Source organism: Citrobacter sp. Marseille-Q3906, assembly GCF_916618775.1.
GTDB classification, from domain to species: domain Bacteria; phylum Pseudomonadota; class Gammaproteobacteria; order Enterobacterales; family Enterobacteriaceae; genus Citrobacter; species Citrobacter murliniae.
This window is the reverse complement of record NZ_CAKAKA010000002.1, coordinates 1785428-1807076: the sequence shown is the minus strand read 5'-3', so window position 1 is coordinate 1807076 and position 21649 is coordinate 1785428. Positions and strand designations below refer to the sequence as shown.

Here is a 21649-nt window from a genome sequence, read left to right as displayed (position 1 = left end):
GCAACTGGCCCAGGTAACGGACCTTAAAAATGTGGAGGCCCTTCCAGCCATCCGCAGACTTCGTTCAGGCGCTGGAGTGAGTCGAGCAGATCTTCCGGCGCGGCCTGCACCAGTTCAGGCAACGGACAGATTTCGTAACTATCGAGCAGGATCCCCTTGAGAGTATCCAGACAGCGGACATGCCAGACATGGCGTAATGCCGTGGCATCGATTTGGCTTTCACCGTAACCAACAGTGCGGATCTGGATGTGGCCCTGGCCGCATAAGCGTGTGAGGAACAGACGGTCAGCGTCGCTAATCGGGAGTTGGGTGAGATTGATACTGTGGGGTTGTGTTGCCGGGTTGCGAACGTGTGCCAGTAATTCCTGGGCCAGCGTCAGGCCGTTCATCAACCCGTCGACTGGCGGTGGTAGCAGGGTATCGTCCGGCAATGTATTCAGTGTTGCCGCCTGCCACAGCACCAGAGGGGCGCTACCCGCTTCCAGTCGCTCTTCCCATTGCTGATTGCTGGACTGGCGACGTATCCGCCAGATACCGCAGAAAATTGACTCCTGGATCTCGCTCTCGCTGCCGTCTGCATGCTGAATACGTGCTGAAACTTCTCCTTCACCCAGCAATGTATTGAGAAACGTGAGATCGTCTGCATTTAGTGCGGATAAATCCCACCCGAGGACTTCCTCTTTGGCAGGGATGCGCCGGGTGAGTTGTTTGCGCAGTTCGGCTAACAATGCCATCACCGTCGGGCTATGCTGGCAGCTTTCCAGCGCCGCCATGCTGGGGGCGCTGTTTACCTGGCAGGTGAGAGGCAATGGATTCATAGTAAAACTGTCATCGTCTGGTTGTGTCCCCGGCCCCAGCAGATGGAAAAAAGAATCGCTCATTTTTCTGACTCCGCAGGAACGTGTTCTTCAACCAGTGGGCGCATCAGGGAAAGCAGATCGGCCCATGGGTGGATGCCGCTGAGGATGCCGCGTAGTTCCCCGCGGGTAAACACTAGGGTGGCAGGGAAACGAAATACGCCGAAACGATCGCCAATTGCTTCACTTTGTTCCAGGTCAGCCATGGCTATGTGCCAGTCAAACAGGGGAAACTCACGGAGTAGTTCGGCCATCATCACCGGGTTATCGCTGACTTCCGGTGTGCGGCGGGGATCGCTACTGAGCAGTACGACGCCATCACTAACACGTTCTATCCAGGTGTCCAGTTCAGACGCGTTCAGCGGCTGCCAGCCACGGGCCAGCATCCGTTGCCATAGCGCAGAAAACGGGTTGTCATTCAACACTTCTCTTGTTCCTCCAGCGTCATCCGGTACTGGCGGATGCGTATACCTTCATAGTTTTCCATCGACAGGCATTCATAGTTAAGGCAACGCGCTTCTTCGTTTGCTTCTGGCACAATGCCCCATGCAGCCAGTTGCCTAAGTGAGGCTTGCTCCGCAGCCAGTAGCTGAGCGCGCGCGATGTCGGTCAGACTCCCACCATATTCGTCCAGTTGTGCCGGTTGCAGCCCGACCAAAGCAATGTGCGAGGGCAGATGACCGCGAATATCAGCCAGGGCAAGCACCTCGGAAAAGCTGTTCTGGTGCAGGCTCATCTTTTTTGCGCTGAGGTAACTGGGAACTTTTTCACCGGCGTAGGTTTGCAGGGTGCCTGGTGCGAGCCCGTAGTCGATGGCGTCAAGCAGCAACAAATGGCTGGCACTCTCAACGTAACCCAGAAGGTTCAATCCCTGAGTGCCACCGTCAACGATCTCCACGTATTCCGGCCAGTGGTAATGGGCGTACAGGCGTTCAGCGACACGAATGCCAAATCCTTCGTCTGCCCACAACAAGTTGCCCAGGCCCATCACAATGACGTTTGGCTCACTCATGACGCCTCCTTGTCGTGCTGACGTCGGGGAAATTTGTGGCTACGGTAGCCGTTGATCATGGTTGAGATGACGGTATCGTCAGACATGATGTCCTCGCGGATTGCCATATACACATGTCCGGTGATGAAGGCAGCAATGAGCCACATTCCTAACCGGTGCCAGCTGTGAATGTCGATAGAGTTACCACCAGCCCAGTAGAAAAGAGCCGTCACATAGTGGAAGGGGGTAAAGATGGCGTACTGACTATGCTCGCTGTATAGGGCAAAACCGGTGAGGATCATAAAAACCGATAACAGGAAGTAACCGAACATCGCTGCCTGTGCGACAGGGTTATGTCCGATATCATCCCCCGGTTTTTTTTCCAGAAACAGATACCAGCGCACCACCGAAAATGCCCCCAGCCACCAACTGCGGCGCCAGACCGGTACCACAAACAGTTCTCGTGAATAACGGTTACCCACGAAGGCCCAGTAGATGCGCCCCAGCAGTATCACCGTGAACAGCATCGCGGCAGCGAAATGCACCAACCGAATGTCTCCCATATAGAACAGATAGGTGGCCTCACCACTGACGGAGGGTAAAGGGCGGCCAATAAAGTATCCCGTCACCATCAAAACCAACATGCAGCCCACCGTAAGCCAGTGCCACAAGCGCACAGGTGCTTCGAACACATAGTGGCTGACGGCGGTGTCACGCGCCTCCCCGACGCGTTTGGGTGTCGTTCCAGTCATCGTTCCTTTCCTTAACGCTTAGCGTACCTGGACTGAGATGAGTTCGCTGCCGTCGTCGCCGAGTACGTGGGTTGAACAAGCCAGACAGGGATCGAAACTGTGCAAAGTTCGCAGGATCTCCAGTGGTTGATCCGGGATTGCCATCCGGGTTCCCATCAATGCCGCTTCGTAGGCACCAATTTGTCCTTTGGGGTCGCGCGGACTGGCATTCCAGGTTGTCGGAACCACACACTGATACAGATCGATCTTATGATCGCGAATCGACGCCCAGTGCCCTAATGCTCCGCGAGGCGCTTCGGTAAAACCGATACCGCGACAGTGTTGCGGCCAACTTGCAGGTTCCCACTTATCGGTATTGGCAGTAGCCAGATTGCCGTTTTTCAGGTTGGTCATCAGTTTGTCGAAGAAGTATTGCAGTTTACTCACGGCCCACTGTGCTTCATGTGCGCGACACAGGATGCGACCCAGCGTTGACTGAATACCCGATAATGGCAGGTTGAGCGCGGACATCATTCGATCTACTGATTCAATCGTGGCGGCATCTCCTTTGTGGTAGGCAATCAGCGTGCGCGCTAACGGTCCAACTTCCATGGCGTGACCACGCCAGCGAGGCGCTTTAATCCAGGAATAGCGTTCTTGCTCGTTGAGTTGCTGGATATGAATATCACTGCCTTTGACGTCGCCCGGGTTATACCAGGGCTCTGTGATACCTTCGAACGGATGGCGGCCCAGTTGATCGTCAGGGTAACGATACCAGGCGTGATCTACGAACTCCTGAATCTGTTGCTGATCGGCCAGATCTACTGGCATCACGTTTTTAAAATCGCCATTAATGACAGCGCCACCAGGCATCAGCAGACTCTTCTGGCTGAAGTCGTTAGCGATGTCCGGGAAAGCGCCGTAGCTCAATACGCATTTATCAGACAGTCCGGTACCAATTTGACTCCACGCCTTATTGAACTGGCCGATGGCCAGTGCGTCAGGGACCATCACATTGTTGATGAAGTCGGCCGTGCGGGTGATGATCGACTGAACCAGGTTGAGACGTTCCATATCGACAGCGCCTACCGCGCCGCTCTGATCGATGTTGATAGCGCACGGCATGCCGCCGACAATCCAGTTAGGATGGGGATTCTTACCGCCAAACACGGTATGGATTTTGATAATCTCGCGTTGAAAATCGAGGGCTTCCAGATAGTGGGCAAAACCCATCAGGTTGGCCTCCGGCGACAGTTTGTACTGAGGGTGTCCCCAATAACCGTTACGGAAGATCCCCAACTGACCACCTTCGACAAATTTCTTCAGACGGTTTTGTACGTCAAAGAAGTAGCCGGGTGATGACATCGGCCACGAAGAGAGACTCTGTGCCAGTTGTGATGTTGCGCGCGGATCGGCTTTCAGGGCGTTCAGGACGTCAATCCAGTCCATTCCGGCTAACTGATAAAAGTGCACCAGGTGGTCATGGCACCACAGTGTGGCCAGCATGATGTTACGAATGATGTTGGCGTTATCGGGCACTTTGATGCCAATGGCATCTTCAATGGCATAGACCGATGCAAGCGCATGTACGCCGGTACATACTCCGCAAATACGTTCGACAAACGCCCAGGCGTCACGCGGGTCGCGTCCCTGAAGAATAATCTCCAGGCCCCGAAACATGGTGCCGCAGGAAACTGCATTAGTAATGATGTTTTGCTCATCAATGTTTACCTCGCATCGCATGTGTCCTTCGATACGGGTAATTGGGTCTACAACCAGACGACGACCGGCATTATTTACTGTATATCCCTGGGTTTGATACTGGTTACTCATGCCTGTTTGTCCTCTTTGTCTGACTGCTGTTGTCCGGCTTCTGCTAATTGCTGTTTATGTCGGTTGTGTTGATTCACGGCGCTGGCGACAGCATGCACGCCCACACTTGCGGCTACGACACCGAGGGCGGTGAGACCCACGGTATCGGCGGTAGAGTGAGTACCCATCTGTGGAATATCGACCACACGGCTATAGAACGAACCGCGATCCCAGAAACCGTTCTCTGAACATCCCAGACAACCGTGACCAGACTGGATCGGGAAGGAGACACCACCATTCCAGCGGGTGGTAGAACAGGCGTTATAGGTGGTTGGCCCTTTACAGCCCATTTTGTACAGGCAGTATCCTTTACGGGCGGCGTCATCATCCCAACTCTCGACGAACTCACCGGCATCAAAATGCGCGCGGCGGTAACATTTGTCGTGAATGCGCTGGCCATAAAACATGAGTGGGCGTCCCAGACGATCCAGGTCAGGCAGACGATCAAAGGTCACCATATAAGTAATGATGGCGCTCATGACATCCGGGATGGGGGGGCAACCGGGGACCTTGACGATCGGTTTGTCGGTGATCACTTTATCGATAGGTGTCGCCTGGGTTGGATTAGGCCGGGCCGCCTGAACGCAGCCCCAGGAAGCGCAGGTTCCCCAGGCGATAATCGCGCTGGCTCCCGCCGCGGCTCTCTTTAATTTCTCGATAAATGGGCGTCCGCCGCTGATGCAGAACATGCCTTGCTCACCCAGAGGAGGGTTACCTTCTACTGCCAATATATATCTGCCGTGGTAGCGGTTGAGGATGTCATCAAATACCTCTTCGGCCTGCGTACCGGCGGCGGCCATCAGGGTGTCGTCATAATCGAGGGAAATCAGTGAGAGGATGACATCTTTGGCGAGAGGGTGAGAGGAGCGGATAAACGATTCGGTGCAGCAGGTACATTCCAGGCCATGGATCCAGACAACCGGAATTCTGGGTTTATTCTCCAGTGCCCAGGCTATTTTCGGCGTCATTCCGGCACCGAGACCCAGCGATGTGGCTGCAAGGCTACAATATTTGAGAAAACTGCGTCGGCTTACTCCCTTACGACGCATGGCTTGATAAAAAGTCTCCTCGTTATTCATATTCATAACGCGCGTTTCTTCTCCTTTCTGCACAGCACTCCACCAGTGGCATACGGTGCATTTGCGAACCCGCCGACGTTCTACTGACAAGGAAAATTATCGCATTGCACACCACATGTGCAGCGCGATTGCACTCCATCCTGTACTGGCAAACGCCGCCAGAGATAATGTGAAAAAAGAGTATCCGATCAGCGGTAAGAAACAATGCAATGGGTGTGGTTATATCTTATTGCGATATATTCGTGCCTGTTTTCTACTTTGCGGTCATGAAAGTGGTGCAAACAAGCTAACCGTAGAAAACATAACCGGATCCATCGGGGCAAAAGCGATAAGTGGTAAAAGCGGAGATGGGCTGGCAAGTCTCAAAGAAATCCACGCAAGTGCGTGGATTTTTAAAACTGTAATACGACGTTTGTACACAAGGTCCAATGTAGCGCTCCACTTTTTCTATGTGTGGATGCGCTTCTCCTTTTTACCTGATATGCAGTTTTCAGGAAAATATTACTGATACCACCTGTTATCGCTCAGTGATGAGATTTTTTCGTTATTATTTTTAGTAAGTTTAAAAATATCATCATAAAATTTAGAATGTTCATTTTATGGATAAATAATATTTAATGTGGCGGATGTATTTATTTTACCCTGGGTAATGTTTTCTTTATCCCATGCGTAATAGTATACTGTCATTGGAATTGAAAAATTATCGCTTATAGAGTGTCCAGCCGTAACATTATAAAGCAGCGTTGCCATACCCCTGCTGGTGTTTGAGGTGGAAATCATAACTGGTGTTTGCGGTTTACTCTGTAGAGTCAAACGCAATCCAATTCCTTTTATTCCAGATGCGCTGTTGTCCACGAGTACTGAATTATCAGAGGAGTGTAACGTATTGCTTGACAAAAACATTTCGATTGCCCGGTCTGAAGTGCCAGCTATGCTTATATCCTGACATCGCATATTCAATATAAAAGGTGTTAATCCGGGCTGGTTTGAAGAGTTAATCTGGTTTACTCCCAGGGTAGGGAGACTGACCGTCAACCCAGCATTAATAAATGAACAAGTAGTCTGTTTCGGTGAGTATTTAATTATCATGGGTTGACCAAACATGTCGCGCGTATCATATGGCCATCTGAAACCGTTGAATAGCCATGTGAATATTTTTTGTACCTGATTTAATGGCCATAATATGATTTCTGAAAAGGACAATCCACTAAGATCACTCACAAACAAAACATCATAAAGTTTCACTGTTTCTCCTGTGATAGCCATTCCTCCCTGGTTTACCAGCGAAAATCGTACGTTGAAACGGGTATTCAACTCTGAAGCAGAGTGCAATCCACTCGATTTCAAAGTAACTGTTGAATGAGTACTCGTTATTTCTGCAAGTATCATGTGTTTATTATTGTTGAATCCAAGAATGGTTGCGTATTTTATGTTATTTGAGAGTATCGGAGTATACGCAAAATCACTATTATATGTTGTACAGTTAAAAGTGCCAGCATACTGAGTAGTGAACGTCCCCGTCCATTCTGGCGTAGCCGTGCTTAGTTTGTCTGATAAATCGACATTTATGGGGGCGGCATAGCTTATACCATTACCGGAGCAGGTTGCGTAGCTAGTGCTGCTGACAAAAGCGAACAACATGAGAAGGAGCCACTTCATTATTATTGATCCTGTTTTTATTTACAAATAGCAGTAGGTGAATTCAAACTGAATACGGGATATGTTATGTCACAGTAACTATCACGCATCCTGACTCTCAGGCGTTTTGGTGGATGTTCTGCACGCAAATAAAGCATGCTTGCCTGGCCGACATAACCAACAGAGATATTCTCTTCATTAAAGACTTCAGTACCGAAAGGTAGGGGAGAAGCATCAGACCGTGTTGCGTGAAGTTCCCATGTTTGTCGCTTATCTGTTTCAAAATATAGATAATTAATTGCACCATCGTATGGTGCGCTATTTGCCATATTTCCTATTATTTCTGCTCCTGAATGGGTGTCTGTTTCTGCTAACGTAATTGAATTTTTTCGATAAGGCGTAGCATAAGGTACAAGTGCCAGGCCCTTATTGTTTGTAATGATGCTTTCATCACCATTTATCATTAACCCTGAGGCTGCAGGTGCTTCTACGATAGTCATCGTATTGCTTATTTCATTCGAGGTGAGAATACTCCATGGGAACGCTACAATGCTTCCTCGACTGCTCATACCTGACTGCCGAAAATTCGTTGATTTGCTGTATGATGTCCCCAGGGTAGAATAGTTGGACCTGTATGTGGCATTAAGACTCGCCATATTATCACCATTATTTGAGTGGCTTTCGGATAGGGAATAAGTTAACCGGTTAGAAGCCATTGCTGTCCCGCTTATACTAATGTTGCTTTGTTCATAATGTGTATCACTGGCAGAAACACTGGAACTTATCCAGGCTGTCTCTTCAAATAATGAAAATGGCAAACTTAATGAAGCATACATACGTGTTTCTTCTTTTCCTTGAATATCCCTTACGCGGCTGGAAGAGATGGAATAGCTGGTTTTTCCCACCGAATTTGAATATCCCATTTGATATTCGAGTTTTTTTTGTCCTGAATCCCAGTAATCGCTCTGTGTACCCGATAAAAATATAGTCCCCCATGAGTCAGTCAAACGCTGGTTTAAGTTGAGCGTAAATGTATTTTTAGGACGTGTAGTGTATGTTGCCTCTTTAGTATTAAAAGGCATATCTGTTGCATTATAAACATTATCCGCATAGTCTTCATGGCTTATTTTCAGAAGATGATAACTCTCATGTGAATAAAGTGCATCGTTGAAACTATAATATCCTTTAGTTGAATAATGATAAGCCGCCACAGTAAAGTTTGTGGCAGTGGAATCGATAAATTTGCTGTAGGATATCCTGTAGCTTTGCCCACTATTTGTAGCATTCTCTAGCTTAGTGTTTGCGTGGGTAACATCTATTGAAACTGCGCCGAAAGGAAGGTTCCAGCCAGAACCGAACAAACTTGCCTGGTAGTTATCACTAATGATCGCCCCGGTGTAACCCGTAATTAGGTTATTGATGCCATAACTGAAAGTCCCCTGAACAAAAGAGGGAGTGGTATCAATAGTGGTCTGGTTAACTTGCCCTGCGATAATACCGTATTGAGTTACCCCTGCTTTTAGCATGCCAGGCACAGATGAAAAAGGCACTGTGAAAGATTGCTCTGTCCCATCGGCTTCACGAATGACCACCAGGAGATCTCCTGCGGAACCTGTTGGCTGAATACTGTCCAGGGAAAATTGGCCCGGTGGTACATTCTCCTGGTAAATGATATTGCCGCTTTGGATTACTTTAACGAGAGCGTTTGTCTGCGCGATACCATGTATCACTGGAGAAAAACCTTGTTGAGAATTAGGCCGCATTTTCATCTCAGAATTAATTGAAAACCCTCGGATCCTAAGGGAGTCAAAGAGATCACCGGGTGTATAGAAATCACCGAAAGTCAGATTTGATTTCAGTCCGGCAATGGGTTTGCGAAAGTAACGGGTATTATTTTCCCACTGGCCTTCGTTACTGGTGCGCTTACTCCATGTGCTGTTATCACGAAATTGCCAACCGAGCAGATTAACCCCGGAATTAAGACCAGCGTAGAAATCATCATTGTTGACTTTTGGGGATGTTTTAGTTTGCGTGTTGTAGTAGGTCATGTTGTATGAAAGTGTTATTGCAGAGATACCTTCATCCCAAAATTGTGGGGCAACATAACCTTCTTCTGTACGAATTATCGCGGCCTGAGGAACAGTAAGTTTTACACTTAACGAACCTGGATCCGTTTCAATACGTCCTCCCTGTACCAAATCATACAATTGCACCTGAGCGGATTCAGTTGCAGGTGTAGGGATATTTTGAGTATTAATTCCTAGTAGTTGTGAATCTTTCCAGTCGAGACGGATATCATCTCGTTCTTTGCCGTATATGACATCATAGCAGCCTTTCCAGTTACCATTTACGTAGATATTTAATGGATGTTTACCAACTGGCATTTCATTATTTTCATAAAAGCGAGAAAGATCAGACTTGCCAGATGCTCCAGCAAGTATAGAAGTATCGAAAGTCAGGGCGCTCGATCTGTACGAAAATAGAAGCGGACATATAACCAATAGATAAAACTTGTTTTGTGTAATTTGCATGATGAAACATTCCTATCACTGACTGGTGATAGTGTGGCGTTTATATGCCCCCAGGTCATCAACATACATAATCCAGTATTTTTGACCCGGGTTGATAGTTTTTGTTGTTAAGGTGATTTCATGTGCAAATGGCGAAATCATCAACGGCTCATTCAGTAATTTATCTTTTTGAATATTTTCAATATTAGCGATGGTAATATTAAAAGGACTTTCATTAATGATACGTAGCTGCTTATGTTCTGCGATAAATTTTAGCCTGGACAATGCACTATCCACAGAACCATTTAAAGCGGCAGGGCGATAAAATAGTTTGATACGAGTCTTGATAGCAAGTTGTATTGTATTCTGACCATGTAAATTTTCAGGGGTCGGTGGAATATCCAGTACATTGAGAAAGAAAACGGATTCACGATCTGTCGGCAGATTCGCCGGTATCTTTTTGATGCGAAGATGTTGACCATTATTAGGGTTAACCTTTATTACTGGGGGGGAAAGCAGAAAGGGAACATTTGCAGTTTCTGGGGTTGATTTTATGTTCCCATCATCAATCCATGATTGAACTAAAGAAGGAGCATCGCCATTATTAATTAATTGAACGATAACTTCTTTACTCTTTTCAGGATAAAGAATTCGCGTGCCATTGATCACTATATTAGCATGTGTATTGCTAATGCTTAGAAAAAACACAGTCAGTAAAGTTGCTTTAAGCATGATTATAACCTTTAATTCAGACTCTGCTTTTGCAGAGTCTGAATGGGTGAGACTTACAGGTATGAAATGGTATAAGTAACGTTCGAACTTAATGCCCCCACAGTGGCGGCAGTGGTATTTGTCTTATAGTAGTAAACATCCAGAGTGAGTGTCTCTTCGTCAGATAATTTTGCGGCTTCTGTAATCGAGGTTGTATATGGTTGGTTTAGAATAATTGGTGCGGTAGCACCCGGCTCTACAAGTGAGAAGCCAACATTACGTGCAACGCTTGGGTCGTTTTCGTTGACGGAGTTATTTAATAAATATTTCCCATCAGTTGAAATATTATCAGCAGAAAAGAAATTAATTTTCAAAAAATGGATGCCTGAGGTACTAACTGCTGGTGTACAATCAGAGAATGTCATTGAAAATGACTTTTTATTTTTGTTGATAAGGCCTACAGTATTTCCTGCTTCCGTAATTGTAATAGGAGAGAGCGCTACAGTAAAGTCAGCACTTTTACCTCCATTAATTGTACAAGTTGTATCTGTAATAGCACCACTAAAGTTGATAACGCCACCAGCAGTATCGTCGGCAGCAATCGTACTTGCTGAAGTGGTAACTGCTGCAAATGCAGATACGATCATGACCTTTTTAATCATAATAAACTCCGTTTGATTGATATCAAATAATATGGGTATGTAGCGGGGGAGTTGATTCTTTCGCACAGATTTACCATTGAATTAAATACGTGACTAAAGTTTTCTAATCAGAAACATCAGAGGTATATGTATGTCGATGAAACGACTCTGCTTCAACGTGAGTATCATGCAACAAAAAGACACATATCAAAACATTATACTGATTAATGGCGATAAACGACATTATAATCTTCTTTGCTGGGCTGAATTATTTTTACTATCTACTACGCCTGATATATCTATGCATAATAATCATTTAATAATTCTTAATTAACCAGGATATATAACTTCATTGCGGTTAATTAGTTGGCTTTACTTGACGCATAATATTTTGTGGGTATTATTTCTCTTATGTACTAGCTCGTAAGGATACTTATGAAGTACCTCATTGATCTTACAATGCTTTACGAAGTCGATAGCGGAATTATTATGATTAATGGTGAGGAAGAATCATCGATTCATTTATCTAACCAAGGTGCAAGATTATTATACGTATTAATCATTAATAATGGACACGTAGTAGAACGTGAAGATTTGATAAAGAAAGTGTGGGAAGATCATGGATTCACAGGTTCTTCAGTGAGTCTGAATGTAGCTGTAAGTGAAATAAGAAAAGCGTTTCGTTATCTCGGATGTGACCCCATGCTGATAAGGACCATCCGTGGCAAGGGTTTCTGTCTTGAGGCGAATATTGATCATCACACACTGAGAGTTTCTGATAGTCAAAAACAGGTGGCAGAAAAAACACCCCGCAATAACATTTTCCTCATGAATACCCGTTGGCATTTTTGTTCTCAATTTTCACGACAGCATGTATGGAAGTTGAGGGTGTTTTTTATCAGTATTTTTATAGGGATAACTACATTTTTGCTACTAATTCGAAAAGACGATTACCCGCACCCGTATTCAGAAGGTATTCATCAACATTTTCTCGGTAAAATTAGTGAATGTGCAGTTTATTTTGTTGGGAAAAACAAAGTTGAGCCAGTAAATCATTATCTGGACAGAATACGAAATATGATTGTTGATGAGCATGTCAATTGTCAATTACCCGGTGCTGATGTCTACTATTCAAACTTTGGACAACACCAGATTGAAATTGTTTTTTTAGGTGTATGCTATTGGAATAAAGAGGCCGACGACTATAAAAATTGTATATCTTACAGGAACATGACAGGAACTTAGATGATGGCTGATAAGTTGTTAAAGATAATATTTGTCATAATTATGTTGATTGCCACTGGTTGTGTGATTTTTTATTACTTTATCCGGGATGAACATCATCTTGATGATTTTCGGTGTCAATCAGATGTCGTTGTACGTAAAGCTGATTCATCTGGTGAAGATGCAGAGATCCGTGTGACATCTTTTTTTATCTTTAATAGTTCTGGCGCTGTTACTATCATTCATAAAGGAATAATGACTCAGAAGGGGGAAAGTTATCTGATTAATAGAGATTATCAGGTTAGTGTAGATAAAGTCGTTGGTTCAAATATTTTTAATATAACGGATGTGAAAATGACTAAAACTCCAGAGGATTTAGCGCCTGAGGTTATGTTAAATGAAATGGTACTTGGAGGTACAAACTTCTTCTCTGTCTCTCAGATCAAGGGGCAGGTGAGGCTTATCCAGGGACTTGTACTACCTGTTATGGTTTGCGTTGATATGTATTCGTGAATTTTTTTTGGCCGTTTCAATACGGAGATTTCCATCACGGATAATTGCAGTTGTTTGAGTTGCTGTAGTTAGCTAACCAAAGTTTAAATGATTTCCTTAGAGATTTAATCCCTTATGCCGATGCTGGGGAAAATGACTCTTTATCGTTTTTCATCTGCGCCCACTCTCTGACTATAAACTCAAAGGTGTTAGATACGCCACCGATCTTGCGGCTGGAATAGCGTCAGCGAGTACAGGATCACCACATTGCTATTTGGTCGTTCTGGATATCAGGAACAAGAAGACAGGGACGCCTAAAAGCGCGGTTAAGATCCCCACGGGTAATTCACGTGGGGCAAGTATCGTGCGTGCCAGTGTATCGGCCAGTACGGCGAAGATAGCCCCCGACAGTATGGCTGCAGGCAGCAGCGTCCGATGCCGATGGCCGATAAGCATCCGTGCGATATGCGGGACGGTCAGGCCGATGAACCCGATAGCGCCACAGCAGGCGACGACAACCCCCGTCAGCAGCGTAAGCAGGCAGAACATTACCAGTTTGATCTGGCCGACTTCCACACCCAGGGATTGCGCGGTAATGCTCCCGAAGGTCATAACATCCAGCTCCACGGCGCGCCACCAGCAGAAAAGACCGACAGGCAGCAGCACCAGCGCACATAACAGCACCTGCATCCAGCTTGCCTGAGCGAAACTGCCCAGCAGCCAGAACATTACCCCACGGGTGGTATCCGCGTCGGTCTTCCAGAGCGTGATAAGCGAGGTGAGCGCCGACAGTAGTTGCGTGACGGCCACGCCTGTCAGGATGAAGCGGCTGGAGGAACCGGAAAGGGATTTTCCCGCCATCGACAACACCAGCACAAAGGCCAGTACCGCACCACAAAATGCCCCTGCCGGGACAGCCGCCCAGCCCACACAGAGACCGAGCGCGATAACCAGCACCGCCCCAGCGCCAGCGCCGGAGGAAATACCCAGCACCCATGGATCAGCCAGTGGGTTGCGCGTCAGCGACTGAAGCACGGTTCCAGCCAGCGCCAGGGATGCGCCTGCCAGCGTGGCCAGCAGGGCGCGGGGCAATCGCAGCGACCATACAATCCGCTGGTGCAGTGTTCCTTCCGTATCGCTATGCCAGTAACCCGCCATCACGGCGTTCACCACCTCATCAAGTGAGAAGGTGACAGGGCCGAATTTAATGGCAACACACAGCACTAGCAGTAACGCTGGCACCAGAATCAAAACACGGATGACGGAGGAACGTAGCATGGTTATTTCCAGCCAGCGATAACGTAATCATCCAGGAACTGCCAGACGGTGCCAGTCTCGTCAAAGCCTGCCTGACGCAGCATGGCGAGCTGGAATTCTATCGGCGTCGGCAACGGCATCGGACGGCCAGCAAAGATAGCGGTACGTTCATCCATTTTTTCGGCAAGTTCAGGGTGGCGGGTTGCTGCTTCAAACCAGGTATCCCAGTCCTGCGCGCCCGCCGCCCAGCCTTGTTCCTGCGTCAGCTCATCGTGCATTTGCGCCATCAGTTTCTGGCGTGGGTTGCGGTTATCAAAACGCTGGTGGTCGGCATTTATGAACAGGCCGCCCTGATCCAGAGTGTGATAGATATTGCGGTAAAGCACAGTCTGCTGTTCCGGTAACAGCCAGTGAATGGCCGTACTGGATACCATGGCCTGCGGTTTTCCTTCAACAGCATCAAAACAGGTCGGTAGCGCGATATCAGCATGAATGAACTGGATGCGGTCTTTGTGCTCGATCATGGCTTCTTTTGCCAGGGTCAGCAGCAGTGGATCAAGATCGATGGCCGTCACCCGAGCGTTCGGGAAGCGGTTTAACAGACGCAGGCTAAAGGAGCCTGGGCCACAGGCCACATCGACAACGTGAAAATCATCACCAAAGGTCATTGCCAGTACATCGAGAGCGGCGGTGAAACGTTCTTCGCGGTGCGCGATGTAGGCGTTTTGTTGCTGATCCCAGTTATTCAGTAAATCGCGGGCTGGAAAAGTCATTGTGGTTCCTTGGTAAAAGACTGCATTTGCGTGACAAGTCGATGCAAGGCCAGTACAGAACGCGCAGAAGCGTCCATGTCGTAGCCTGGCAAGATGATGTAGTGCCTTGCTTTGACGGCTTTCATGCTGGCCGTAAGCGGGTTGTGCTCCAGAAACTCAATTTTGCTTTTGGCGCTGTCACCTGGGCCGCCACGGTTTAAGTCGCCCAGCACCAGAAAATCAGGATCGAGAACTGCGATTACTTCCCAGTTCATCGCGGGCCACAGCTCACGATAACCATCAAAGATGTTTTTACTGCCAATGGTCTGCGTAAGCAGCTCGGATGCACCGTAACCGCCTGCCACATAAGGCGTGGCGGTATTGGAGTACCACCACATCAGTGTTTTGGGCGGGAGCTTCACGCGAGTATCGGCAGCTACCTGCGCTTTCAGCCTGGTTATCAGAGCGTCAGCGCGGGGGGCAACGTCATAGATACGGGCGAGATTGCGCAGCTCATCGTAAATCCCCTCGAAGGTGACGGGGGCAGGGGTTGCACCTTGCAGCCCGTTGCACATGCTTTCGATAAGCCAGCTCCCGATTCGCCATTCCTCCAGGCGTTCGCGGTTAGCGGTTTCAGGGCTGTTAAACCAGTAATAGCTCCCTGAGTAGATAAAGTCCGGCCGGGAGGCTAACAGCGCCTCGCCAGACCAGGCCGCGTCATAGAGCTGGGCTTTTAGTGGAGCAGCCCAGGGCGACGGCGCGGTATCTTCATCTGGCCGATACCCCACCGCGCTGATGATGGAATCCCCCAGATGCAGAGCGAGCATGTTTTCTATCGCGGTCGGCATGTAGGCGATAGCCCGTTTCGGTGGGTGTGCGAACGTCCAGCGCTTGCCGCAGTTTTCAAGCGTTACCGGATGGGCAAAGCTGTTGCAAGCAACCAGAAGCGGAAGAATGGCGAGACGACGCATCAGAACTTCATGTTCACGTAGGCTTCATAGGTACGGCCTGGTGCGATCATTTCCTGGCCTGCGTAGGTGCGCTGCCAGGTGTAGAAGCGATCGGTCAGGTTGCGCACGCGGGTGCCCACCACAACATCTTTCACCAGCTCGTAATCAGCGCCCAGATCAACGGTGGTGTAATCACTCATCTTGTTGGTGTTCGCATCATCGTTGTAGCTGCTGCCCACGTAGTGGAGTTGCGCGTCTAAGCCCAGTTTCTCCGTCGGCATGTAGCGCCCAGACAGGTTGGCCGTCCATTCCGGTACGTAGCGCGGCTGGTTGCCAGACAGGTCTTTAGTGCCTTGCTTGAACTCATCAAAGCGGGCGTGGGTGTACGCCACATTACCGGCAAGCGTGACGCTATCAACTGGCTTCATTGCGCCGCTTAACTCAACACCGCGTGAAGTCTGTTTGCCGACCGCGTTCCATACTCCTGCTTGCGTAGCAGATTGCTGGTAGAGGTTGGTTTTCTGGAGATCGTAAACGGCCAATTTCATTTCGCCGCGTTTATCCCAGAAAGCACCCTTCACGCCTGCTTCATACTGGCGAACATCGGTGAGCGGCAGGGATGTCTGTTCCGGGCTGATAAAGAAGATATCGCTGCCAGGTTCTTTCCCGGTGGAGTAGTTTGCGTACACCGTCCAGTCATCGTTGATAGCCCAGCTCGGGCCCACGCCCACACTCATGAAATTATAACCACGGTCGATGACTTTCCCCGCCTGCTGGTAGTTCCAGTGCATATCCATATTGGTGTAGCGGAGCTGGGTAAGCAGGGCGACGGAATCCGTTACGTTAAGGTTGTCTTCCAGCAACAGGGCGTACTGGTTCTGGATGATGTGACGAACTGGGGCGCGCATCTTGCCACCCGCGCCAGCGCGGAAGGTGTTAGAGGCCGGGTTAGTCAGGGATACATCTTCACCACCAGGGAAGCCGTTCGAGTAATACTGGAATTCACGCTTGCTGAAGTCCACGCCTGCGGTCACACGGTTATCCATGGAGGCGATGGAGTGATCCCAGGTCACCATGGTGCGGTTGCCCGCCAGCTTGTCATCGTGCGCGATTGCGCCGTAGGAATCGCGGGTGGTGGTGCCTGCTGCCTGCGTCTTCGACTGGAAATAGCGCTCGGCGTTCTGCCACTCGCGGAAGCCTTTGTAATAGTAAAACTGGTTATCAAAGGTTAGGTATTCCGTGGCGCGCCAGGTCTGGGTGGACTGGATAGAGGTAGCCTGGCTGCGGATGAATGCGTCCTGAATGTTGTTGTAGTTCACATGACGCAAGCCTTTATCGATTTTGCCATCAATTACCGGCGTACCAAAATACGGGTTGTGCTGGTCGGTCAGGCTGCGGTCAAGATCAAGCGTAACCTCGGTGGTGTCGGTCGGGGTCAGCAGCAGGTTGGCCGTCACGCGTTCTGGACGGCTGCGTTCTTTTTCGACCTGAGTTCCGGTATTGGATGCGCTCACATCCACACGGCCAGCGGCCAGACCGTCTACCAGAGTACCGCCTGCGCCTACATGGGCGCGATGGCTGTTATGGCTGGAATAGCCATAATCCACTTCAACAGGCTGCGGTATGAAGGAGGCCTTGCGGGAAATCAGGTTTACGCTGCCGCCTGCATTACTAAGCCCGTTCAGCACAGAACCTGTGCCGTAGAGGATATCGACGTTTTCATAGTGCGCCGGATCGGCAATCTGGATGGTACTGCCTGGAACGGCTACGCCATTCAGCAGCCAGGACACACCGGAGAAACCGCGCAGGGATACCGAGTTAGACAGCGTAGGGGAACTGGTGCCCGACAGACCTGGCGCTGTTTCCACCACTTCAGTCAGGGTGCGTTTGCCTTTCTTCTTCAGGGTTTCTTGGCTGATGGTTTCCGTATGGCGTGGCGTCTGCTTGTCGGTTAAACCCAGACGGGAGCCGGAGCCTACGGCAAGCAGTTTGGAATCCGTCTGCTCCGAAAAACTGCTGCCATTGCTGGTGGCCGTAACCACCAGTGTTTCTTCAGCGGCATGAGCGAAGGATGAAAGACTGGCAAAAACGCTAAGTGCGATAAGGGAGGGTGTAAATTTCATAAATCTTCTTCTATTTTTAAGTTATGTTATAACATAACATTATTCGTAATAAAAAGAATCACCCTAAGTGGTTTAAGTCGAAAAAACTGCATGGCATGCGAAATGGTTCCATGACGGAATGCGTTTCAGTGGTATTACTTCCCCTGCCAGGAGAGTTAGAACGGGTAGGTTGCGTCTGTAACAGCCTGATCATCGGTAGCTATGTCGTCAGATTATCAACGGCACTCAGGGAGATGCCGCGTAAATTGCGAGTCGGCGCCGGGTTGAAGATCGTTGTATTGCCCAAACCCTTCGCTTTTCGTTGCCCGTAGCGTGCGGTTTCCAGAGGGATTTCAAGGTGTGCGAGTGCAACGGTACTTTGCTTGAGTTCTGGCAAACAGCATGCCATACGACAACGGATACCAACGGGAGGTTACCACTGAACTTATTTGCTGGATAAATCGCAGCTCAGCCAAAAATAGGGATACTGAAATCGCTGCAAGAAGGGCTGGCTTTTGCTCTGGCATCTATCTTCAGTGGTTATTCAAACAGTACACAGCTATGACTCTTCACTGATATATCAAAATTGTCCGTCTGGACCATGCTGAAATTGATCTGATTAAGAAAGGAGCATCTGTCATTGATATTGCTGTTCAATAGGGTTACGAATCTCAACAGACATTCCCCCGTGCAATGAAATGCCATACCGGTCTTAATCCCGGCACCATATGGAGGAAAAATAGAAGATCTAATAGCGTCAGTCCGTAGTAATGCAGGCTTGTTTATGTCTGTCCCAGATAATCGCTTTCTGCTCTGACGTGTAGTTAATCCGAGTTCTTCGTTTCATGGCAACGTCCCCCTTGATTAAGGATAGCGTTGCATCGACCCGTTGAACTCACAGCGAGGAGCGGACATGGACAGGAGGATGCTGATAATATTTCCACCAGTGGGTTATTGTTTCCAACAGGGGGATACGAATGGAATACCAAACGTCATTGCAGAAAATATTGTCAGATGACCCTGTAAGAATGAAGATCCTATATGCAGTTCGAGCACTGGAACTCAATGATGGTTGGATCGGAGCGGGATTTGTACGAGACGCTGTTTGGGATCACTTACATGGATATGGGCTAAGTCCAATTTCTGGTGATGTAGATGTCGTCTGGTTTGACTGTGAGCACTGTAGCCCAGACCATGATCGCTTCCTTGAAGACAGGCTTAGGCAACAATTACCTTCGTTATACTGGTCAGTGAAGAATCAAGCCAGAATGCATCAACGTAATGGTGATCATCCCTATACCTCAACAGGAAATGCTTTACTGCACTGGCCTGAAACAGCTACGGCCGTGGCTGTCAGATTGGGGAAGGAAGGTCTCGATATCACTGCGCCTTATGGACTTTCTGACTTATTTGAACTGCGTTTACGACCGACTCCTGCATTTGAACGTGAAAAGTTGGACTCTTTCAAACAACGGGTCACTACAAAGCAATGGTTGGAACGTTATCCCAGATTACAGCTCATCGTTTCCTTATAACCTCTATACGCAGATATCCCGGCTATTGCAGTTCGATTGTATGATTGACAGTCCGATGTGAGCGAGGAGCGGAAGTTCGCAACTCCCACAACTACATGACTTACCTTGAGGTGTCGTAATCAACGGAGAGCAGGTCATAGTCACTTTAGCTGCTTCAAGGGATAAGAGTTCGTGGTACTGGAACCGTCACTGTAGAGCTCGGTAATAATTATTTTTTACCATCAATAGCATATTTGACTGTACTGTCTGCAGGATCATCACGCCAGCGACCGGTACTGTCAGGATTGTCAGATGCCCACATAACTTGATCACCTATAAGTTTGCACTTAATTGCCCAACGGGTGCTATCGTTCTGTCGGATATAATGTACGTAGGCAATACCTGATTCGACTTTATCCAGTTGCATGATCTTATGGTCACGTCCAAACATCGCAGCAGAAGCAGCCTTGCAAACCTGACCTACCGTGACTTCAGAAGCCTGTACCGGCGTAGTAAACACCAGCGGAAAAAGAAGTAAGAGTTTCTTCATACGGATCAATCCATTTTGTTTATTTTCAGGAATTACGCTAAATGTACATTTCGGCAATCTAAAGCGTTTCTTGACGCTAATTTAGCGTTGCGATGAAAGGACTGATTAACTTAGTCCCTAGCGTAATCTCAAGCTCTGCCTGACTGTCAGCTTGGTTCCTGCTATGCGTCCTCAGCATGGTAAGCAAATAAAAGATCAGGCATGAGACCAGTTTTCTCTATGGTTGTCAGCACGGACTGAGTAGATACTTCAGCGATAACCTTCATTGCCTCATCACGGATTTCAACATACGCAGGGTTATCTCGGGGCACAAATGGCTCAAGGAGGTGGCCAATCGCTTTACCGTTAACAGAGAGGCTGAACGTGCCAGCAACACGATCCACATTCCAGATATAAATGAGAGGACCTAGCCCAATATCCTCACAATCATCTTCGTTACGGATCCCCGGGAGATAGACAGGCATAGACAGCTTTTCATCACTCAGCGTCAGCGCAATAAACTGTTTTGCCGTGATTGAGGAACCCTGTCCGGGCTCAGTTTCAGGTCTTTTCTTTCTAAAGAATCCGAACATACCTTTTCCTTGTTAATGGTGAATCAGAAAGATAATTAGCAATCCTACAGTACTAAGTGTTCAGGTCAATGGAATGGCCCGTTCCCCGTTGAACTACACAGATTGTTGTAAGCCATTTCCGCACCTAGACACAGAAGAAATTCATGCTCAGCAAGGTCTGTAGTGAGCGAGAAGCGGACCTTCGCACACATGACACCACTGTCTGATAGAAATCAGAATCTCAATTAACCGCCTTCCTGATGAGTCTCAGAGAGAATGCATTCAGAACGTTATCATGCCCAAAAATATCCAGGACACCTTCTACGATCAACTCTCGACTCACCCTCTGCCAGCGCACATCGGCTAAATATGGAAGAACGCAATGACAGCTCGATTAAAATAGGTTCGTACTGGCTGTTAAACCGAAGATACGTCCTGATGTTCAGCAATTGAATTCCGGAGGTAGCGGGTCGGCGTTGTCCCCGTATATTGGCGGAAGAAGACAATAAAGGCACTGTCACTGACAAAATCAAGCTGCTGTGCAACCTGACTTAGCGACCAACCGGCACACAACATTTCCATCGCTTTCAGCAGCCTCCACTGTTGCCTCCAGCTCTGATAACTCATTCCCGTTTCCCGGATAAATATACGGCTTATCGTGCGTTCACATGCACCGACCTTCTGGACTAACTGGCCCAGCCGTGGGGGTAATTCGCCTTTGCGGACCGTGTCCAGCCAGGTATTAAGTCGACTATCTGAAGGAAACCATAACGTCCAGTTTTCACGTTGAGCATTTTTAATTTCTTCACAGAAAACAGTGATTAGACTGCTTTGTCGTTCTGCGGGCATTCCCCATTGCCAGAATGCCATCCGCTCGATCACCTCAAAGAACAGGGGATTAACTTCTACAATCTGCAGGGGAAATGCCGATAGCGGTAAGCTATTTGAAAAGTAAAGAGAACGATAGGCCATTGAACCATTCATAATGGCACGATGAACCGTGCCGGCAGGAATCCAGGCAGCACGCCGGGGTGGGAGCAGGCAAAGGGTATTATCCAGCTCAATTGTGATACTTCCCGCGGCCGAAAAAAGTAACTGATGACGAAGATGGCTATGCATCCCTGAATCATGTATCCCCATATCGGATGCGATTCCGATAACCGGTTCATCGTACTGATCCGGATCGAAAGAATCTTCAGGGCTTATCTTCATTTTTTATGTCCGATT

The 21649-nt window shown here is 48.2% G+C and carries 21 protein-coding genes and 1 pseudogene; 4 read left to right on the top strand and 18 right to left on the bottom strand.

Annotated features, from left to right (window positions below):
• Positions 1–23 precede the first annotated feature (23 nt).
• From LG384_RS12735 to hyaA, 6 genes are read right to left on the bottom strand one after another with little or no spacing between them, the layout of a single operon-like run.
• Complete coding sequence (locus tag LG384_RS12735) at positions 24–881, bottom strand: hydrogenase expression/formation protein (RefSeq protein WP_048221342.1); 858 nt, start codon at positions 879–881, stop codon at positions 24–26.
• A complete protein-coding gene (hyaE, locus tag LG384_RS12730) occupies positions 878–1282 on the bottom strand; it encodes a hydrogenase-1 operon protein HyaE (protein WP_200011027.1) in 405 nt (134 codons plus the stop codon). Before hyaE ends, LG384_RS12735 begins: the two co-directional genes overlap by 4 nt.
• The gene (hyaD, locus tag LG384_RS12725) at positions 1276–1869 is read right to left on the bottom strand and encodes a hydrogenase 1 maturation protease (protein ID WP_045443784.1); all 594 of its coding nucleotides are present in this window, start codon (positions 1867–1869) and stop codon (positions 1276–1278) included. Before hyaD ends, hyaE begins: the two co-directional genes overlap by 7 nt.
• Complete coding sequence (hyaC, locus tag LG384_RS12720; RefSeq protein ID WP_225760993.1) at positions 1866–2600, bottom strand: Ni/Fe-hydrogenase b-type cytochrome subunit; 735 nt, start codon at positions 2598–2600, stop codon at positions 1866–1868. The genes hyaD and hyaC overlap by 4 nt, the downstream gene beginning before the upstream one ends.
• 18 nt (positions 2601–2618) lie before the next feature.
• Complete coding sequence (gene hyaB / locus LG384_RS12715; protein WP_225760992.1) at positions 2619–4412, bottom strand: Ni/Fe-hydrogenase large subunit; 1794 nt, start codon at positions 4410–4412, stop codon at positions 2619–2621.
• Positions 4409–5530 carry a hydrogenase 1 small subunit gene (gene hyaA / locus LG384_RS12710; RefSeq protein ID WP_045449661.1) on the bottom strand — a complete coding sequence of 374 codons (1122 nt, stop codon included), beginning with the start codon at positions 5528–5530 and terminating at the stop codon, positions 4409–4411. Before hyaA ends, hyaB begins: the two co-directional genes overlap by 4 nt.
• Positions 5531–5645: 115 nt before the next feature.
• Here hyaA and LG384_RS12705 point away from each other — a divergent pair, with 115 nt between their 5' ends.
• Positions 5646–6038 (top strand): hypothetical protein, encoded by a 393-nt coding sequence (locus tag LG384_RS12705; RefSeq protein WP_225760991.1) that lies wholly within the window; start codon positions 5646–5648, stop codon positions 6036–6038.
• Positions 6039–6127: 89 nt separating this feature from the next.
• On the opposite strand, the gene LG384_RS12700 is transcribed toward LG384_RS12705, so the two are convergent.
• From LG384_RS12700 to LG384_RS12685, 4 genes are read right to left on the bottom strand one after another with little or no spacing between them, the layout of a single operon-like run.
• Complete coding sequence (locus tag LG384_RS12700; RefSeq protein ID WP_225761306.1) at positions 6128–7192, bottom strand: fimbrial protein; 1065 nt, start codon at positions 7190–7192, stop codon at positions 6128–6130.
• A 14-nt stretch (positions 7193–7206) separates the two neighbouring features.
• A complete protein-coding gene (locus LG384_RS12695) occupies positions 7207–9699 on the bottom strand; it encodes a fimbria/pilus outer membrane usher protein (RefSeq protein WP_225760990.1) in 2493 nt (830 codons plus the stop codon).
• A gap of 15 nt (positions 9700–9714) precedes the next feature.
• On the bottom strand, positions 9715–10410 hold the full coding sequence (locus LG384_RS12690; protein ID WP_045443760.1) for a molecular chaperone: 696 nt from the start codon (positions 10408–10410) through the stop codon (positions 9715–9717).
• 53 nt (positions 10411–10463) lie between these two features.
• Complete coding sequence (locus tag LG384_RS12685; RefSeq protein WP_045443757.1) at positions 10464–11051, bottom strand: fimbrial protein; 588 nt, start codon at positions 11049–11051, stop codon at positions 10464–10466.
• A 414-nt stretch (positions 11052–11465) separates the two neighbouring features.
• Between LG384_RS12685 and LG384_RS12680 the strand changes: the two genes are divergently transcribed.
• Both LG384_RS12680 and LG384_RS12675 read left to right on the top strand, forming a co-directional pair.
• Complete coding sequence (locus LG384_RS12680; RefSeq protein ID WP_225760989.1) at positions 11466–12275, top strand: winged helix-turn-helix domain-containing protein; 810 nt, start codon at positions 11466–11468, stop codon at positions 12273–12275.
• On the top strand, positions 12276–12767 hold the full coding sequence (locus LG384_RS12675) for a hypothetical protein (RefSeq protein WP_225760988.1): 492 nt from the start codon (positions 12276–12278) through the stop codon (positions 12765–12767).
• Between the two features lie 249 nt (positions 12768–13016).
• Here LG384_RS12675 and LG384_RS12670 read toward each other — a convergent pair whose 3' ends face one another.
• The 5 genes from LG384_RS12670 to LG384_RS12650 form a co-directional block, all read right to left on the bottom strand.
• Entirely contained in the window at positions 13017–14024 is a 1008-nt protein-coding gene (locus LG384_RS12670; protein WP_225760987.1) for an iron ABC transporter permease, read from the bottom strand.
• 2 nt (positions 14025–14026) lie between these two features.
• A complete protein-coding gene (locus tag LG384_RS12665) occupies positions 14027–14776 on the bottom strand; it encodes a trans-aconitate 2-methyltransferase (protein ID WP_225760986.1) in 750 nt (249 codons plus the stop codon).
• Positions 14773–15726, bottom strand: a complete 954-nt coding sequence (locus LG384_RS12660) for an ABC transporter substrate-binding protein (RefSeq protein ID WP_225760985.1) — start codon at positions 15724–15726, stop codon at positions 14773–14775. The genes LG384_RS12665 and LG384_RS12660 overlap by 4 nt, the downstream gene beginning before the upstream one ends.
• Complete coding sequence (locus LG384_RS12655) at positions 15726–17828, bottom strand: TonB-dependent siderophore receptor (RefSeq protein WP_225760984.1); 2103 nt, start codon at positions 17826–17828, stop codon at positions 15726–15728. The genes LG384_RS12660 and LG384_RS12655 overlap by 1 nt, the downstream gene beginning before the upstream one ends.
• Positions 17829–18027: 199 nt before the next feature.
• Positions 18028–18204: a hypothetical protein gene (locus LG384_RS12650; RefSeq protein WP_225760983.1), complete on the bottom strand. Its 177-nt coding sequence runs from the start codon at positions 18202–18204 to the stop codon at positions 18028–18030.
• Between the two features lie 580 nt (positions 18205–18784).
• Here LG384_RS12650 and LG384_RS12645 point away from each other — a divergent pair.
• Positions 18785–19342: a nucleotidyltransferase family protein gene (locus LG384_RS12645; protein ID WP_045443742.1), complete on the top strand. Its 558-nt coding sequence runs from the start codon at positions 18785–18787 to the stop codon at positions 19340–19342.
• 140 nt (positions 19343–19482) lie between these two features.
• Here LG384_RS12645 and LG384_RS12640 read toward each other — a convergent pair.
• The 3 genes and pseudogenes from LG384_RS12640 to LG384_RS12630 form a co-directional block, all read right to left on the bottom strand.
• Positions 19483–19871, bottom strand: a pseudogene (locus LG384_RS12640) (hypothetical protein).
• Positions 19872–20032: 161 nt separating this feature from the next.
• Complete coding sequence (locus LG384_RS12635) at positions 20033–20443, bottom strand: hypothetical protein (RefSeq protein ID WP_048221354.1); 411 nt, start codon at positions 20441–20443, stop codon at positions 20033–20035.
• A 396-nt stretch (positions 20444–20839) separates the two neighbouring features.
• Positions 20840–21634, bottom strand: coding sequence for a helix-turn-helix transcriptional regulator (locus LG384_RS12630; RefSeq protein ID WP_225760810.1), 795 nt, complete (start codon positions 21632–21634; stop codon positions 20840–20842).
• Positions 21635–21649: the final 15 nt, after the last annotated feature.

What these genes read in the sequence shown, in the direction of transcription:
- LG384_RS12705 (WP_225760991.1), top strand. Translation starts at nt 5,646, where the DNA reads ATGTGCAGCGCGATTGCACTCCATCCTGTACTGGCAAACGCCGCCAGA.
- LG384_RS12735 (WP_048221342.1), bottom strand. Translation starts at nt 881, where the DNA reads ATGAGCGATTCTTTTTTCCATCTGCTGGGGCCGGGGACACAACCAGAC.
- LG384_RS12655 (WP_225760984.1), bottom strand. Translation starts at nt 17,828, where the DNA reads ATGAAATTTACACCCTCCCTTATCGCACTTAGCGTTTTTGCCAGTCTT.
- LG384_RS12695 (WP_225760990.1), bottom strand. Translation starts at nt 9,699, where the DNA reads ATGCAAATTACACAAAACAAGTTTTATCTATTGGTTATATGTCCGCTT.
- LG384_RS12670 (WP_225760987.1), bottom strand. Translation starts at nt 14,024, where the DNA reads ATGCTACGTTCCTCCGTCATCCGTGTTTTGATTCTGGTGCCAGCGTTA.
- hyaD (WP_045443784.1), bottom strand. Translation starts at nt 1,869, where the DNA reads ATGAGTGAGCCAAACGTCATTGTGATGGGCCTGGGCAACTTGTTGTGG.
- LG384_RS12635 (WP_048221354.1), bottom strand. Translation starts at nt 20,443, where the DNA reads ATGTTCGGATTCTTTAGAAAGAAAAGACCTGAAACTGAGCCCGGACAG.
- LG384_RS12685 (WP_045443757.1), bottom strand. Translation starts at nt 11,051, where the DNA reads ATGATTAAAAAGGTCATGATCGTATCTGCATTTGCAGCAGTTACCACT.
- LG384_RS12680 (WP_225760989.1), top strand. Translation starts at nt 11,466, where the DNA reads ATGAAGTACCTCATTGATCTTACAATGCTTTACGAAGTCGATAGCGGA.
- LG384_RS12690 (WP_045443760.1), bottom strand. Translation starts at nt 10,410, where the DNA reads ATGCTTAAAGCAACTTTACTGACTGTGTTTTTTCTAAGCATTAGCAAT.
- hyaB (WP_225760992.1), bottom strand. Translation starts at nt 4,412, where the DNA reads ATGAGTAACCAGTATCAAACCCAGGGATATACAGTAAATAATGCCGGT.
- LG384_RS12665 (WP_225760986.1), bottom strand. Translation starts at nt 14,776, where the DNA reads ATGACTTTTCCAGCCCGCGATTTACTGAATAACTGGGATCAGCAACAA.
- hyaA (WP_045449661.1), bottom strand. Translation starts at nt 5,530, where the DNA reads ATGAATAACGAGGAGACTTTTTATCAAGCCATGCGTCGTAAGGGAGTA.
- hyaC (WP_225760993.1), bottom strand. Translation starts at nt 2,600, where the DNA reads ATGACTGGAACGACACCCAAACGCGTCGGGGAGGCGCGTGACACCGCC.
- LG384_RS12645 (WP_045443742.1), top strand. Translation starts at nt 18,785, where the DNA reads ATGGAATACCAAACGTCATTGCAGAAAATATTGTCAGATGACCCTGTA.
- LG384_RS12630 (WP_225760810.1), bottom strand. Translation starts at nt 21,634, where the DNA reads ATGAAGATAAGCCCTGAAGATTCTTTCGATCCGGATCAGTACGATGAA.
- LG384_RS12675 (WP_225760988.1), top strand. Translation starts at nt 12,276, where the DNA reads ATGATGGCTGATAAGTTGTTAAAGATAATATTTGTCATAATTATGTTG.
- LG384_RS12660 (WP_225760985.1), bottom strand. Translation starts at nt 15,726, where the DNA reads ATGCGTCGTCTCGCCATTCTTCCGCTTCTGGTTGCTTGCAACAGCTTT.